15 protein-coding genes are annotated in these 14550 nt (G+C 67.5%); 7 read left to right on the forward strand and 8 right to left on the reverse strand.

Annotation, left to right across the window (positions count from 1 at the left end; translation table 11 throughout):
- Nucleotides 1–59: 59 nt before the first annotated feature.
- On the forward strand, nucleotides 60–293 hold the full coding sequence (locus tag BLV31_RS11715) for a hypothetical protein (protein WP_064061303.1): 234 nt from the start codon (nucleotides 60–62) through the stop codon (nucleotides 291–293).
- A 14-nt stretch (nucleotides 294–307) separates the two neighbouring features.
- Here BLV31_RS11715 and BLV31_RS11720 read toward each other — a convergent pair whose 3' ends face one another.
- Nucleotides 308–982: a DUF3043 domain-containing protein gene (locus tag BLV31_RS11720; RefSeq protein WP_024101301.1), complete on the reverse strand. Its 675-nt coding sequence runs from the start codon at nucleotides 980–982 to the stop codon at nucleotides 308–310.
- 141 nt (nucleotides 983–1123) lie between these two features.
- Here BLV31_RS11720 and BLV31_RS11725 point away from each other — a divergent pair, with 141 nt between their 5' ends.
- Nucleotides 1124–1474 carry a HesB/IscA family protein gene (locus tag BLV31_RS11725; protein ID WP_006554400.1) on the forward strand — a complete coding sequence of 117 codons (351 nt, stop codon included), beginning with the start codon at nucleotides 1124–1126 and terminating at the stop codon, nucleotides 1472–1474.
- Nucleotides 1475–1608: 134 nt separating this feature from the next.
- Entirely contained in the window at nucleotides 1609–2583 is a 975-nt protein-coding gene (locus BLV31_RS11730) for a carbohydrate kinase family protein (protein WP_033097585.1), read from the forward strand.
- An 83-nt stretch (nucleotides 2584–2666) separates the two neighbouring features.
- Here BLV31_RS11730 and asnB read toward each other — a convergent pair whose 3' ends face one another.
- The gene (gene asnB / locus BLV31_RS11735; protein ID WP_064061302.1) at nucleotides 2667–4592 is read right to left on the reverse strand and encodes an asparagine synthase (glutamine-hydrolyzing); all 1926 of its coding nucleotides are present in this window, start codon (nucleotides 4590–4592) and stop codon (nucleotides 2667–2669) included.
- Nucleotides 4593–4945: 353 nt separating this feature from the next.
- Here asnB and ctaC point away from each other — a divergent pair, with 353 nt between their 5' ends.
- Nucleotides 4946–6022, forward strand: a complete 1077-nt coding sequence (gene ctaC / locus BLV31_RS11740; RefSeq protein ID WP_006554397.1) for an aa3-type cytochrome oxidase subunit II — start codon at nucleotides 4946–4948, stop codon at nucleotides 6020–6022.
- A gap of 33 nt (nucleotides 6023–6055) precedes the next feature.
- Nucleotides 6056–6472, forward strand: a complete 417-nt coding sequence (locus BLV31_RS11745) for a cytochrome c oxidase subunit 4 (RefSeq protein ID WP_006554396.1) — start codon at nucleotides 6056–6058, stop codon at nucleotides 6470–6472.
- Between the two features lie 84 nt (nucleotides 6473–6556).
- Here the strand turns inward: BLV31_RS11745 and BLV31_RS11750 are convergent, their stop codons facing one another.
- The 6 genes from BLV31_RS11750 to ctaE form a co-directional block, all read right to left on the reverse strand.
- On the reverse strand, nucleotides 6557–7567 hold the full coding sequence (locus BLV31_RS11750; RefSeq protein WP_064061301.1) for a MerR family transcriptional regulator: 1011 nt from the start codon (nucleotides 7565–7567) through the stop codon (nucleotides 6557–6559).
- Between the two features lie 4 nt (nucleotides 7568–7571).
- Nucleotides 7572–8255, reverse strand: a complete 684-nt coding sequence (locus BLV31_RS11755; RefSeq protein WP_064061350.1) for a HEAT repeat domain-containing protein — start codon at nucleotides 8253–8255, stop codon at nucleotides 7572–7574.
- Nucleotides 8256–8417: 162 nt separating this feature from the next.
- Nucleotides 8418–10079: a cytochrome bc1 complex cytochrome b subunit gene (qcrB, locus tag BLV31_RS11760; protein WP_024101297.1), complete on the reverse strand. Its 1662-nt coding sequence runs from the start codon at nucleotides 10077–10079 to the stop codon at nucleotides 8418–8420.
- Nucleotides 10076–11203, reverse strand: coding sequence for a cytochrome bc1 complex Rieske iron-sulfur subunit (gene qcrA, locus BLV31_RS11765; RefSeq protein WP_006550010.1), 1128 nt, complete (start codon nucleotides 11201–11203; stop codon nucleotides 10076–10078). Before qcrA ends, qcrB begins: the two co-directional genes overlap by 4 nt.
- Nucleotides 11200–12036 carry a cytochrome bc1 complex diheme cytochrome c subunit gene (gene qcrC / locus BLV31_RS11770; RefSeq protein ID WP_183079267.1) on the reverse strand — a complete coding sequence of 279 codons (837 nt, stop codon included), beginning with the start codon at nucleotides 12034–12036 and terminating at the stop codon, nucleotides 11200–11202. Before qcrC ends, qcrA begins: the two co-directional genes overlap by 4 nt.
- A 100-nt stretch (nucleotides 12037–12136) precedes the next feature.
- A complete protein-coding gene (gene ctaE, locus BLV31_RS11775; protein ID WP_006550008.1) occupies nucleotides 12137–12751 on the reverse strand; it encodes an aa3-type cytochrome oxidase subunit III in 615 nt (204 codons plus the stop codon).
- A 174-nt stretch (nucleotides 12752–12925) separates the two neighbouring features.
- On the opposite strand from ctaE, the gene BLV31_RS11780 reads away from it, so the two are divergent.
- Complete coding sequence (locus BLV31_RS11780; protein WP_006550007.1) at nucleotides 12926–13381, forward strand: hypothetical protein; 456 nt, start codon at nucleotides 12926–12928, stop codon at nucleotides 13379–13381.
- Between the two features lie 63 nt (nucleotides 13382–13444).
- On the forward strand, nucleotides 13445–14524 hold the full coding sequence (gene trpD, locus BLV31_RS11785; protein ID WP_019289774.1) for an anthranilate phosphoribosyltransferase: 1080 nt from the start codon (nucleotides 13445–13447) through the stop codon (nucleotides 14522–14524).
- Nucleotides 14525–14550 lie beyond the last annotated feature (26 nt).

Below are 14550 nucleotides of genomic sequence, written 5' to 3' on the forward strand. Positions count from 1 at the left end.
GACGTTATGCGTCATCACTGCCACTTTTCGGCGATCGGGTTCAGTCGGAGGATCGAGACATGATCGAACTCACCGTCACCGTCGTGGTCCTGTCCACCCTGATCATCGGTCTCGAGATGCTCCGCCGGCGGACTGCTCCCGCGCCGGCCTGGGTCCGGCGTGCACCCTGGGGGCTCCACTGGGAACGCCCCGCACAGACGACTCGGCCGCGGCACCGCATGTCGCAGGACATGCAGGCCGCGGCCGAGATCCGGCAGCTACCGCCGGTGGTGTGCGGGTCGCCTCACAACTGAGGGTCGCCGGACGGTCAGACGGCGTCGCCCGGGCCGACCCGGGGGAGCGGTGCACGCAGCTTCTTGATCTGGGAGGCGCGCACGAAGGCGTACCAGCCGAGGCCGAAGCCACCGTCCGTCGAATCCGGGAAGCGCTCGCGCACCTTCCTGTTGACCATGCGCCCGAGATAGATGCCCTCGATGATCATCAGGAACATCATCACGAACATCGCGAGCGTGACGTACTGCTGCACCACCGGCCCGAGGAACATCGACATGATGAGCACGAGCGCGAGCGGCATGAACAGGCCGACGAGATTGCGCCGGCTGTCGACGATGTCGCGCACGTAGGCGCGCACCGGGCCGCGGTCGCGGGGGAGCAGGTACTTCTCCTCGCCCGCGAGCATCCGGTTGCGACGCTCGGACGCGTCGGCGCGACGCTGCGCGGCGGCCGCCTTGCGCTCCTCCTTGCTCTGCGACTTGCGCGCGGCCTTGCGGCGCTCGCGGGCTTCCTTCGCAGTCAGGGGAGCGGGGGCGACGGGACCGCGACGACGGTTCTCGGCGTCGCGCCGTTTGGGCGTCGGACGCCCCTTACCGGTCGTCGCCTTCGCGGACGCGGAATCGTCGGGAGTCGCGGCCGGGGAGTCCTCGGTCGCAGGAACCTGGTGATCGGCGGAGTCGTCGGAACCACCGCGGCGTAGCAACTTCACACCACCAGGCTATGGGATAGTGGAGAGAAGCGGGAAATTCCGCACGCCATACCACGCTCGGCGCAACTCGTCCACGAGGAATAGATTCCGGCGCGGTACCGTTGAACCATCGGGTTTCGACACGAACGACAGGGAGCGCCCATGACTGTGCAGCAAGAGACCGATACTCACGGCGTCATCCTGACCGAGGCCGCCGCTGCGAAGGCGAAGGCACTGCTCGATCAGGAGGGCCGCGACGACCTCGCACTGCGTATCGCCGTGCAGCCCGGAGGCTGTGCCGGTCTGCGGTACCAGCTGTTCTTCGACGACCGCACGCTGGACGGCGACCTCACGAAAGAATTCGCCGGTGTGACGCTCGCCGTCGACCGGATGAGCGCGCCGTACGTCGAGGGTGCGTCGATCGACTTCGTCGACACCATCGAGAAGCAGGGCTTCACCATCGACAACCCGAATGCCACGGGGTCGTGCGCCTGCGGCGACTCGTTCAACTGAACCGAGAACGCACCTCGGAACCCCGGCGCTTCACGGCGCCGGGGTTTCGTCGTTTCCGCGGTAGTACCGTGGGACCGCTCCGGCTCTCCGTGTGAGCAGCCACACCATCGACATCCGCGGAAAGGCTCAGCCACGTGACCATCGCCGTGACCGGCTCCATCGCCACCGACCACCTCATGCGCTTTCCCGGCCGGTTCGCCGAGCAGCTGCTCGCCGACCAGCTCGCGCACATCTCCCTGAGCTTCCTCGTCGACGACCTCGTCGTCCGGCGCGGCGGAGTGGGCGGCAACATCGCCTTCGCGATGGGTGTCCTGGGCGGAACGCCGGTGCTCGTCGGCGCCGTCGGCGCCGACTTCACCGAGTACCGCACCTGGCTCGAGGACCACGGGGTCGACTGCTCGTCGGTGCGGATCTCGCAGACCGCCCACACCGCCCGCTTCGTGTGCACTACCGACCTGGACATGGCGCAGATCGCCTCGTTCTACCCCGGTGCGATGTCCGAGGCCCGCGAGATCTCCATCGCCGACGTGGTGAGCAAGCACAGCGTCGACCTCGTGCTCGTCGGCGCCAACGATCCCGACGCGATGATCCGGCACACCGAGGAGTGCCGCCGGCTCGGCGTCCCGTTCGTCGCCGACCCGTCCCAGCAGCTCGCCCGCCTGGACGGGCAGCAGGCCGAGCAGCTCATCGACGGCGCCGAGTACCTGTTCACCAACGAGTACGAGTGGGGACTGCTGCTGCAGAAGACCGGTCTCACCGAGGACGAGGTGCAGACGAAGGTCGGCATGCGCATCACCACCCTCGGCGGTGACGGCGCGACGATCGTCGACCGCGACGGCAACCAGGTGCAGGTCGGTGTGGTGCCCGAGCGCGCAAAGGTCGACCCCACCGGTGTGGGCGACGCCTTCCGCGCCGGCTTCCTGCTCGGACACCGCTCCGGTCTGAGCATCGAACGGGCCGCGCAGCTGGGCTCGCTGGTCGCGGTGCACGTCCTCGAGACCACCGGCACGCAGGAGTGGAACTTCGACCGCACCGACGCCCTCAAGCGTCTCGCCGACGCCTACGGCACCGCCGCCGCCGACGAGATCGGCGCGATTCTCGGCGCCTGAGCGGCGGAACACCCGATCCTGGAAACGCGACGGCCGCGAACATCCCTGGGGATGTTCGCGGCCGTCGCGTACGGGTCGGGTGATCAGATCTCGACCGGGTAGGCCGGCTCCTGGATCTGCGGCACGATGCGCTTCTCCACGAAGATGCCGTGCCAGACCATGAAGCACAGCACCGTCCACAGACGACGGCTGTGATCGATCGGGCCGGTCCGGTGCTCGTCGAGCATCTTCGCCACCGCGCCCTTGTCGAGCAGGTGATCGGTCTGCGACTCGGCGATCACCTCGTGCGCCCAGTCGAACAGCTCCGTGCCGGCCAGCCAGTGCCGCAGCGGTACCGGGAAGCCCAGCTTCGCGCGGTGCAGCACGTGTGGCGGGACGATGCCCTCCAGCGCCTGCCGCAGCGCATACTTCGTCGTCTGTTTCGTGATCTTCTGGTCCAGCGGAACCTGCGACGCCACCCGGAACACCTCGGAGTCCAGGAACGGCACGCGCAGCTCGAGCGAGTTGGCCATCGTCATCTTGTCGGCCTTGACGAGGATGTCGCCGCGCAGCCACGTGAACAGGTCGAGATGCTGCATCCGTGCCACCGGATCCCAGCCGGCAGACTGCGCGTAGATCGGGGCGGTGACGTCCTGGTGCGTCCATTCCGGACGGAAGTCGCGCAGCACCGAGCGCAGCTGCGCGTCGTTGAAGCTGCGGGCGTTGCCGTAGTAGCGCTCCTCGAGCGTCATCGAGCCACGGTGCAGCAGGCTCTTGCCTCGGGTGCCCTCGGGGATGCGCTCCGAAAGCTTCCCGGCAGCCCGGCGCAGCGCCGGCGGCAGGAACTCGAACGGACGCAGCGACAGCGGCTCGCGGTAGATCGTGTAACCGCCGAACAGCTCGTCGGCGCCCTCACCCGACAGCACGACCTTGACGTGCTTGCGGGCCTCCCGGGCGATGAACCACAGCGGCACGAGCGCCGGGTCGGCCACAGGGTCGTCGAGGTACCAGATGATCTCGGGGATAGCCGCGGCGAACTCGCTGGGGGAGACCACCCGCACCACGTGCCGGGCACCGATCGCGGCCGCCGACTCTGCGGCGACGTCGACCTCGGAGTAACCCTCCCGCTCGAAACCCGCGGTGAAGGTGATGAGCTTCGGGTTGTGGCGCATCGCCAGCGCGGCGATGGCCGTCGAATCGATGCCACCCGAGAGGAACGACCCGACGGTCACGTCGGCGCGCATGTGCTTGGCCACCGAGTCCTCGAGGGCCTCGGCGATCTCGCGGTAACGATCCTGTTCGCGGCCCGCCACGAACGGCCGGACCGGGAAGGTGGGATGGAAGTATCGCGTGATCTCCGGCTCGGCGCCGGGCGTGATACGCGCGTAGCAGCCCGACTCGAGGCGGCGGATCCGCCGGTGCAGCGTCTCGGGCTCGGGAACGTACTGCAGCACCGTGTAGTGCTCGATCGCACGAGAATCGAGCTCGGTGTCGATGCCGATCACGTCGGCGAGCTCCAGCAGACTCTTTTTCTCGCTGCCGAAGGCGGTACCGCCGGTGCCGGTCGCGAGGAACAGCGGCTTGATGCCGAACGGGTCGCGGGCGACGAACAGCTCGCGGGTGTGCGTGTCCCAGATCGCGAAGGCGAACATACCCCGCAGGCGCTGGACCGCGCGCACTCCCCAGTGGTGGTAGGCCGCGACGATCGCCTCGCTGTCGCCCTCGGTCGCGAAGGAGGTACCGAACGTCTCGGTGAGCTCCTTGCGCAGTTCGAGATAGTTGTAGATCTCACCGTTGAAGGTCAGCGCGTAGCGGTCGGGCTGCTCCGGCGGGCCCCAGCGCAGCGGCTGGTGCGAGTGCGCGATGTCGATGATCGACAACCGGTTGAATCCGAAGACGAGGTCGGCGTCGTGCCAGGTGCCGTGCTCGTCGGGGCCGCGATGGCGCAGGCAGTGCATCGCGGAGTCCACCTTCGCGACGGCGTCGTCGCTGGTGCCGTCAGTGGTCAGAAACCCGAGCAATCCGCACACGCGTGGGTTACCTCATTCCGGTCGGGGGTGTCGCGAAGAACCCCGGTGGGTGCCCAGCGCGGGACACCGCACCGCGCATGACACCGGGAACTACCACTCGGGGTCCGGCGTTGGTTCTACCGAAGTATGCCGCAGACGGTCGACATCGGGCAGCCGCGCCCGGACGCCACTGACGATCACTCGCCCGACAGGAGAAAACCGACGTCACGAGCCGGGTCTTCCGGTCGAAACGCCCAGTCCGACACTTTCTTCGTGCCCCGGCGATGGATAGCGCCCGGGTTTGGTCTACGCTGCGTAGTAATTGGGCCGGCCCTCCGGGTGTGCCCTAGTGGAATTGCGGCGATCAGGAAGGCGTGAACGTGGCGCAAGGTCGGATCCTTCGGCGGTTCGGGCTCGCAGCATCACTCGGCATTGCAGCCTTGGTGCTGACCGGGTGCTCGAGCGAAGAAATCCTTCGTTTCGGCTGGCCGGAGGGCATCACTCCTCAGGCCGAGCGTATGCGTGAACTGTGGACGTGGTCGGTTGTCGCCGCCCTCGTCATGGGAATTCTCGTGTGGGCACTCACCTTCTGGGTGATCATTGCCTACCGGCGTCGGAAGGACGATCCGGAGTTCCCGCGTCAGACGGCATACAACGTGCCGCTCGAGCTGGCTTACACCGCGGCGCCGTTCGTCGCCGTGTGTGTCCTCTTCTACTTCACGGTCGTGGTGCAGAACTACGTCCTGGAAAAGGAAGACAACCCGAACGTCGTGGTCGACGTGACGGCGTTCCAGTGGAACTGGAAGTTCGGCTACCGGACGATCGATCTGCAGGACGGCACGGCCCCTTACAACGGTATCGACGAGGTCGCCGAGGCGGCAGTCGCACAGGAGCCGTTCGACCCGTCCACCGCGCACGGTGAATCGGGTGAGGAGCACGAGGCTCCGGGAGCGATCCACGGCAAGCCCGCCGAGGACCTGTCCTACCTGCACTACGACAAGATCGAGACGATCGGCACCAGCGAAGAGATTCCGGTGCTCGTTCTTCCCACCGGGAAGCGCATCGAGTTCCAGCTGGCGTCCTCCGACGTCATCCACGCCTTCTGGGTGCCGGAGTTCCTGTTCAAGCGCGACGTGAACCCGAACCCGCGTGAGAACAACTCCGATCCGGTCTTCCAGATCTCCGAGATCGAGCGTGAGGGCGCGTTCGTCGGCCGCTGCGCCGAGATGTGCGGCACCTACCACGCGATGATGAACTTCGAGGTCCGCGCGGTCAGCCCGGAGGACTTCGCCCGGTACATCGAGCTCCGCAAGCCGGTCGAGGACGGCGGCGAAGGCCTGTCGAACGCTCGTGCGCTCGAAGCCATCGGCCAGAGCCCGATCGCGACCTCGACGACTCCGTTCAAGACCGACCGCACGGATCGGTCGGCGACCGTCGCCGCAGGCGAGTGACGGCCACCCCCTCCGACAAGGACAAGTGCTGATATGAAGATCGAAGCCAAGCTCTTCGAGGTCGTGACGGTGTTCTTCGTGCTCGTCGCCATCGTGTACGGCGTGTTCACCGGGCTCTCGGACAAGGGCATCGAATGGGCCGGCCTCACGGCCATCGTCCTCTCCGCCGGTCTGACCCTGATCGTCGGAACGTACTTCCGCTTCGTTGCTCGTCGTCTCGACACCCGTCCCGAGGACTACGAGGACGCCGAGATCAGCGACGGTGCGGGCGACCTCGGTTTCTTCAGTGCGGGTAGCTATTGGCCGATCCTGCTCGCCGGCGCAGCAGCGTTCGCCGCCATCGCACTGGCCTTCTACCAGCCGTGGATGATCGTCCTCGCGGTCGCGCTCATCATCGCGGCAGCAGCCGGCCTGGTGTTCGAGTACCACATCGGACCCGAGAAGCACTGAGCCGGTACCCTCGACCACACGGGCGCCGCACCTTCGGGTGCGGCGCCTGCGTCGTTTCCGTCGTCGTTCTCGAGGTTCAGTTCTTCAGGGAGGCCGACGCGTGGTGAGGACGACCCTCGCGGTCGCTGCGACCGTACGATTCGGATCGTCGGTCAGAGCCTCGAGCGCGTCGTCGGCGGCCGACCCGGGGATCTCCGCGAGTGCCTGCGTGAGACGTAGCCGGGCACCGGCATCGTCCGAGCCGCCGAGCGCGTGCTGCAGCAACCGCACGATCTCGGCGGACGACAGCGGCCGATCTGCGAGCAGGCCGAGTACCTCGGCGGCCTCGACGTCCGACCGGCCCTCCACGATCATCTCTACGAGCACGGGGACGGCCACGTCCACCCCTCGCGCCCCGAGCGTCAGAGCCGCCGTGGAACGTGCTTTGGGATCGGTGTCGTCGAGGGCCCCCTCCAGGAGCCTCGTCGATTCGGGCACACGGAGTTCCGCGAGTGTCGCGATCGCCCGTCGCCGCACCGGCACCTCGTCGGAGTGAAGGCCCTCCGCGAGTGCCGGCAGCGCAGCGTCGAATGCCTCCGCTGCTCGGGCGAGCGACCAGCGCAGCGCGCCGGCGACGAACGGATCCTCCTCCGACAGCGCCGCCCGGACCAGCGCTGCGACCGGCAGCGTCGTGTCCTCGTCCTGGGACAGGATCGCCTGCTGGCGGCGGGAGCCGGAATCGGATTCGAACGCGCGCAACAGCGCGACGAGGCGCAGGACGTCGTCCCAGCCGCTGGGGGAGGCCGAGTCGACGCCTTCGAGACGAGCGAGGAGTTCGGTCTCGGCGGCGATCCGTTCGCGCGTGTGCCGGATCAGCTCCTGCACCAGATCCGCCGGAGCGAAATCCGGTTCCCCCAGCGCACGTCCGACCTCGTTCAGCGACAGGCCGAGACTCCGGAGACTCTCCACGTGGAAAAGCCTCCTGAGGTCGTCCTCGGTGTACTCGCGGTAGCCGCCCGAGGTACGGCCAGTCGGCGTCACCAGCCCCAGGCGGTCGTAGTGCCGCAGCATGCGGCTGCTGACACCGGAGCGCCGCGAGACCTCACCGATCAGCACCGGCTCACTCCCGGATACCGTCGGCGCCGAGTGCGGCGACGCGTTTCGCCGACTCCACAGAGAGGACGAACGCGCTGTCGGGGTCGACGCGGATCCGTTCGGTGGCCTCCGCGTGAGCGCGGACGCGCGGGTCGGGGCTGTTCATCGCCGTGTCCAGGACCGGCGCCGCGGCCTCGTCGAGTGCCGCGAGAGCGCGACCGAGGCTCAGTTGTAGGTCGCGGTCGCCGCGGCCCAGTTCGGCGCCGAGAGCCGCAGCGAGGCCGCCTTCCGAGCCCGGTGGCACGAGAGCGACCGCCGCGCGCCACGCGCTGCGTGCCACCTCGTCGTGCTCGTCGTGGAGCATCCCCGAAACCTTCGGCCATGCGACGGGATCGCCGATCTTCGACAACGTGTGCAGGGCCTGACTGCGTGCCTGTGAGACATCCGAACCGAGCTCGGCGAGCAGACGCGGCACGGTCACCCCGGCCGGCAGACGGCACAGCGCCCAGGTCAGCATGTCGCGGACGAAGAAGTCCGGCTCCACCGCGCACCGGTCGACGAGAGCGGTCACCGTTTCGGGATCGGGTGCGGTACCCGACTCGAGTGCGGCGCGCAGACGCACGGAGGCGTCGTCGGCGGACAGGGCCTCGACGAGGCGGGTGGACAGGGCCTCGACGAGGCGGGTGGACGGGTCCTGATGTGTGCGCATGGGAGGCACCTCCTTCACGACCCATTCGAGCGCTTGTCACAGTGTCAAGGTCAAGACGTACGCTCCGGACGATATCCGGTGGGGGATGGGAGAACCCCCGAACGACGAACGGGGCCCCGGACCGTGATGGTCCGGGGCCCCGTTACGAGCCGCTGATGCGGATCAGTGCTGCGACTTGTCGGGCAGCTGGGCTGCGCCGTCTCCGTTGCCGTGGACGCGCTCCTGGTACTCGCGGAGCGTGTTCCGCAGCTCGAGCTCGGCCTCGTGGTGGGCGGCCTCGAGAGCGGCGGCCTCGTCGGCCGGGTCCGGGCTCCACCAGCTGCCGGAGCCGGGCTTGCCGGCGGTGCCGAGCTTGTTCATCCGCTTCGGAACCGGGGCGGCCTGGTACTCCAGCGGGATCGGGTGGCCGTGCTCGTCCACCGGGCCGAGCGGCTGGTGGATCTCGATGTACTCGCCGGTCGGCAGGCGACGGACGATGCCCGTCTCGATGCCGTGCTCGAGCACCTGACGGTCGCTGCGCTGCAGACCCAGGCAGAACCGGTACGCGATGTAGTAGGCGAGCGGCGGGAGCAGGACGAGACCGATGCGGCCCATCCAGGTCGTCGCGTTGATCGAGATGTCGAACTTGTACGCGATGATGTCGTTGACACACATGATCGTGGCGACGGCGTAGAACGCCAGGGCCATGAACCCGATGCCGGTGCGGACCGGCACGTCGCGCGGACGCTGCAGCAGGTTGTGGTGTGCGTCGTCCTTCGTGAACTTCTTCTCGATCCACGGGTAGACCGTGAGCACGACGAACACCAGGCCCATGATCAGCGCGATCCAGAACGGCTGCGGGATCGTGTACCGGCCGAACAGGTACAGCTCCCAGGCGGGCCAGATACGGGCCATGCCGTCCGTCCACATCATGTAGATGTCGGGCTGCGAGCCGGCGGACACCTGCGACGGGTTGTACGGGCCGATGTTCCAGACCGGGTTGATCTGCAGCAGGCCGGACATCAGGGCGAGCACCGCGAAGGTCATCGCGAAGAAAGCACCCGACTTGACGGCGAAGACCGGGAGGATACGAACGCCGACGACGTTCTGCTCCGTGCGGCCGGGGCCGGGGAACTGCGTGTGCTTCTGGTACCAGACCAGCGCGAGGTGCGCGGCGATCAGGGCCAGGATGATGCCCGGGACGAGCAGCACGTGCAGGACGTAGAAGCGCGGGATGATCAGCTCACCCGGGAAGTCGCCACCGAAGATCGCCCAGTGCATCCACGAACCGATGATCGGGATCGAGAGCGTGATGCCCGAGAACGCGGCGCGGAGGCCGGTGCCCGAGAGCAGGTCGTCGGGGAGGGAGTAACCGAAGAAGCCTTCGAACATCGCCAGGATGAGCAGCAGCGAGCCGATCACCCAGTTGGCCTCACGCGGACGCCGGAACGCACCGGTGAAGAACACGCGCAGCAGGTGGACGACGATCGACGCTGCGAACATCAGTGCTGCCCAGTGGTGGATCTGTCGCACGAACAGACCACCGCGGACCTCGAAGGAGAGGTTCAGGGTCGTCTCGTAGGCGCGGGACATACCCACACCGCGCAGCGGCGTGTAGACGCCCTCGTAGATGACGTGCGCCATCGAGGGGTCGAAGAACAGGGTGAGGAAGATACCCGAGATCAACAGGATGACGAAGCTGTAGAGCGCGATCTCACCCAGGAGGAAGGACCAGTGGGTGGGGAACACCTTGTTGATCTGGCGGCGGATGCCCGCGGACAGGTGGTAGCGAGAATCGAGATTCTCGCCGATCTGTGCGGCGCGGGACGGGGTTGCAGTACTCACGGGCGACGCTCCCAGAATGCCGGGCCGAGTGCCTCGATGAAGTCACCGTTGGCGACCAGGAAGCCCTCTTCGTTCACTGTAATCGGAAGCTGCGGCAGTGCGCGAGCAGCGGGACCGAAAATCGGCTTGCCGTACTCCAGCGCATCGAACTGCGACTGGTGGCACGGGCACAGGATGCGGTGCGTCTGCTGCTCGTAGAGCGAGGTCGGGCAGCCGAGGTGCGTGCAGATCTTCGAGTACGCGAAGTAGTCGCCGTAGTTGAAGCTCTCCTGGCCCTTGCGCTTGACGACACGCTCGGTGTCCTCGGTGCGCAGGCGGATGAGCATGACGGCGTTGCGGATGCCGCGCAGGCTCTGCAGCAGAGCGTGGTCGTCACCGCGATCGGACTCGCGGAACGGGAACACCGTCTCCATACCGCCGGCGTCGAGGTCCTCCGGGCGCACCAGGACGATGTCCTGGGGGCGGCCGGTGTCGCGACGCAGGTAGATGGTCTCGCCGGGGTAGCGCGGAGTCCAGCCCGACACCCACAGCGACGACTGGTCACCCTCGGCCCACGGATTCTTGATCAGGCCGCCGAGCGGCATGATCAGACCGAGGCCGAGCGCGCCACCACCGAAGATCGCGGTGCGCTTGATCAGCTTACGGCGCGGCAGGGTGGACGTCTCGAGCGAGTCGGAGAGCTCGGCGACGATCGTCTTGCGATCGACCTCGGGCGAGCCGCCGTCGTGCCGATCCTGGATCGACACCTCCTCGGGGATGAACTTCTTGGTGAACTGCACCGCGCCCACGCCGATGCCGAGGATGGACAGACCCAGGGTCAGTCCGAGCATCGGGGTGTAGAGGCTGTACCAGCCGTAGTTCTCGTCGCCGATGCCCTGGTACTCCCATGGCCAGAACAGGTAGATCGCGATGAACGCGACACCCGCGATGCCCGCGAGGGCGAACCAGAAAGCGACGTTGCGCTCGGCCCGCTTCTCGGCACGCGTGCCTTCGACGGGCCAGCGATCCTTGCGGAACGCGACGTCGACGCCGTCGAGGTTCGTGCCGAGCGTGACGAGATCGTCCCGGCTCATCCGGTCGAGATCTTCGACCGTGTGCTTGTTCGGCGTTTCGCCGCCACTCATGACCTTGCTCCGATCCACAGTGCAGCGCCGACGACGGCGACCATGCCGACGACCCACATGGTCGGCCCTTCGGCACCGGGGCCGAAGCCGCCGAGCCCGTAGCCACCCGGGTCTCTCGTCTCACTGGCGGACTTGATGTACGCGATGATGTCCTTCTTCTCCTCGACCGTCAGCTGACGATCGGAGAACTTCGGCATGTTCTGGGGGCCGGTGAGCATCGCGGTGTAGATCTGCTGCTCGTTGGCCGGATCCAGGTTCGGTGCGAACTTGCCGGACGAGAGCGCGCCGCCGCGTCCGGTGAAGTTGTGGCAGGACGCGCAGTTCTGGCGGAAGAGCTCCGAACCGCGTCCGATGTCGTTGCCGCGCAGTGACGACTGGGCGATCTCGCCGTTCTCGTCGCGGATGACCGTCGGGCCTCCACCGTTGGCCTGGATGTACGCGCCGAGCGCGTCGGTCTGCGCAGCGTCGAACTTCGGGTCCTTGCGGAGGGCCTGGGCCTCGTTGCGCATCATCGGCATGCGGCCCGAGGAGACCTGGAAGTAGACGGCGGCCTCGCCGACACCGATGAGGCTGGGACCGCGGTCCTGGACGCCCTGAAGATTGACACCGTGGCAGGTCACGCAGGAGGTCTCGTAGAGCTGCTGACCCTCGCGGATCAGAGCGCTCTGGTCGTCCTGCGCTGTAGCCACCTGCGGGGCAGGTGTCAGCGCGGAGGCGATGAAGCCTGCGCTGAGGAGACCGAGCGCAAGGACCAACGCTCCGGTGACGCGCCGGCGCATCTTGCGCTGGCGGCGGGACTTCGCAGCATCGGCTGCAGAGGATCGACCGGGCATGTCACCCTCGGAGGCGAGAGGTGGGGATGAACTCATCTGTATCCCTTTTTTTATGTCGGGACGGACTGGACGTCAGGGGGCTGCCTGGGCGTTCAGCTGGCTAACGGATGAAATAAATCGTGGCAAACAGCGCGATCCAAACGATGTCGACGAAGTGCCAGTAATACGAAACGACGATGGCCGCAGTGGCCTGTGCAGGCGTGAACTTGCTGACCTTCGTGCGGAACAGCAGGAACACGAATGCGATGAGGCCGCCGATGACGTGCAGGCCGTGGAAACCGGTGGTCATGTAGAACACCGAGCCGTACACGCTGCCGGGGATGGTCGTGCCGTCCTTCACCAGGGTGATGTACTCGTAGCCCTGACCGAGCACGAAGAAGGTGCCCATGCCGAGGGTGATGATGTACCACCGTCGCAGGCCGAAGACGTCGCCGCGCTCGGCGGCGAAGACGCCCAGCTGGCAGGTGAAGGAAGAAGCGATCAGCACCATGGTGATCGGTACCGCCAACCACAGGTTCAAGTGGGTGGGCGGGGGCGGCCACATGCCCTCCGGGGCCTGTGCCCGTGCCACGAAGTACATGGCGAAGAGCCCTGCGAAAAACATGAGCTCACTGGACAACCACACGATGGTGCCGACGCTGACCAGGTTGGGCCGGTTCAACGAGTGCACGCGCTGTGTGATTGCAGATCCTGAAGTCCCTACTGCGCTCGTCACGCTGGCTAGTATGACCCGTCGTAGTACGTCTTGGGCAATCGGGGCCGAAATCGGCGCGTCCGTGCAGGTCCCGGACCTGTATTTCTCCAGGTGGGCACTCGGTGGCGGGTGCTCGGAGGGGTGCCACACGGGACATTTCGGAGGGTCGCGGAGGTCACGTGCGATCGTGGTGACATGAGTACCGGAAAGGGTGTTCGGGGGTGGCTGCGGTCCCTGATCGGTCGGCGCAGCGAACCGCTCGACGCGAACCGGCCCGACCTGGTCGTGGTCGTCTCGTCCTTCGACGACGCGGAGGCGTGTTCGACGGCGCTCGAGCGTGCCGCCGAGGCGACACCTGTGTGGCAGGCCGAGGACGAGGCGGTTCTGCGGCACCACCTCGCCCTGCCCGCCGACAGGGTGGACCGGGCGGCGGAACTGGCCGGGCAGGACGGCTACGTCGTGGCCGGGACCGGCGACGGGAACGTCCCAGCCGCGGCCGTCGCGGGCGCCTCGGTGATCCTGCAGCGCGTGCAGGTCCTCGATGCACTGCACTGTGCGCAGGAGAAGTCGCGCATGGCCTCGCTCGCCCAGCGGCTCGGTGGAACGGCCCTGGGATGGGACGCTCTGCAACCGCAGGATTCCGCTGGCTAAGCTGACCGGTCGGAGGGCACGCCGGTGCCCGGTGAGGAGCGAGATGCGGCGAGGGCAGGTGCGATGAACGCGACGCGAGACGCGGACGAGGTGACGCAGAACTGGCCCTCCGTCCTGGGAGTGCTCACGGCCGGGCAGAACCTGTCCGCCGCGGAGGCGCGATGGGCGATGAGCGAGATCTTCTCCGACAACGCCACTCCCGCTCAGATCGCGGCCTTCGGTGTCGCTCTGAAGATGAAGGGCGAGACACCCGAGGAGGTGCGGGCACTCGCCGACACGATGCTCGACTACGCCCGGTTGGTCCCGGTCGACGGTGACGTGGTCGACGTCGTGGGCACCGGTGGCGACCGGGCGAACACCGTCAACATCTCCACGATGGCCTCGCTGGTCGTCGCCGCAGCGGGTATTCGCGTGGTCAAACACGGCAACCGCGCCGCCTCGTCCAAGAGCGGCGGCGCCGACGTGCTCGAAGCGCTCGGAGTGCACATCGATCTCGGACCCGACGAGGTGGCCCGCTCGGTCGCCGAGGCCGGGATCGGATTCTGCTTCGCGCCGGTCTACCACCCGGCGCTGCGTTTCGCGGCCGCACCGCGCAAGCAGATCGGCATCCCGACGGTCTTCAACGTCCTCGGCCCGCTCACCAATCCGGCCCGCCCGAGCGCCGGCCTGATCGGGTGCGCCTTCGAACCGCTCGTCCCGACCGTCGCCGGTGTGCTCGCGCAGCGCGGCAATTCGGCGCTCGTCGTCCGAGGCGACGACGGTCTCGACGAACTGACCACCTCCACGACCTCGCGCGTGCACGTCGTCCACGGCGGCGAGGTCCGGGTCGTGACGCTCGATCCGCGCGATCTCGGTATCGAACGGGTTCCGCTCGAGGCACTCCGCGGAGGCGACGCCACGGAGAACGCGGCGATCGCGCGGGCGATGCTGGCGGGGGAGACAGGGCCGGTGCGCGATGCCGTGCTCCTCAACGCCGCCGGGGCAATCGCGGCTTTCCGGGGCGTCGACGGCGTTCTCGAGGATGCCCTCACGGCCGGGCTCGAGACGGCGGCAGAGGCGATCGACAGCGGCCGGGCCACGGCCGTCCTGGAGCAGTGGGCCGAGGTCACCACGCGGCTGGGTGCCGGTTCCGGACACAAATGACCGGAGAAGAGTAAGGACACACGAAC

Source organism: Rhodococcus pyridinivorans, assembly GCF_900105195.1.
Classification (GTDB): Bacteria; Actinomycetota; Actinomycetes; order Mycobacteriales; family Mycobacteriaceae; genus Rhodococcus; species Rhodococcus pyridinivorans.

Coding starts and splice junctions, on each gene's coding strand:
- BLV31_RS11715 (WP_064061303.1), top strand. CDS start 60: ATGATCGAACTCACCGTCACCGTCGTGGTCCTGTCCACCCTGATCATC.
- BLV31_RS11725 (WP_006554400.1), top strand. CDS start 1,124: ATGACTGTGCAGCAAGAGACCGATACTCACGGCGTCATCCTGACCGAG.
- BLV31_RS11745 (WP_006554396.1), top strand. CDS start 6,056: ATGAAGATCGAAGCCAAGCTCTTCGAGGTCGTGACGGTGTTCTTCGTG.
- BLV31_RS11755 (WP_064061350.1), bottom strand. CDS start 8,255: ATGCGCACACATCAGGACCCGTCCACCCGCCTCGTCGAGGCCCTGTCC.
- qcrA (WP_006550010.1), bottom strand. CDS start 11,203: ATGAGTGGCGGCGAAACGCCGAACAAGCACACGGTCGAAGATCTCGAC.
- qcrC (WP_183079267.1), bottom strand. CDS start 12,036: ATGCCCGGTCGATCCTCTGCAGCCGATGCTGCGAAGTCCCGCCGCCAG.
- BLV31_RS11780 (WP_006550007.1), top strand. CDS start 12,926: ATGAGTACCGGAAAGGGTGTTCGGGGGTGGCTGCGGTCCCTGATCGGT.
- trpD (WP_019289774.1), top strand. CDS start 13,445: ATGAACGCGACGCGAGACGCGGACGAGGTGACGCAGAACTGGCCCTCC.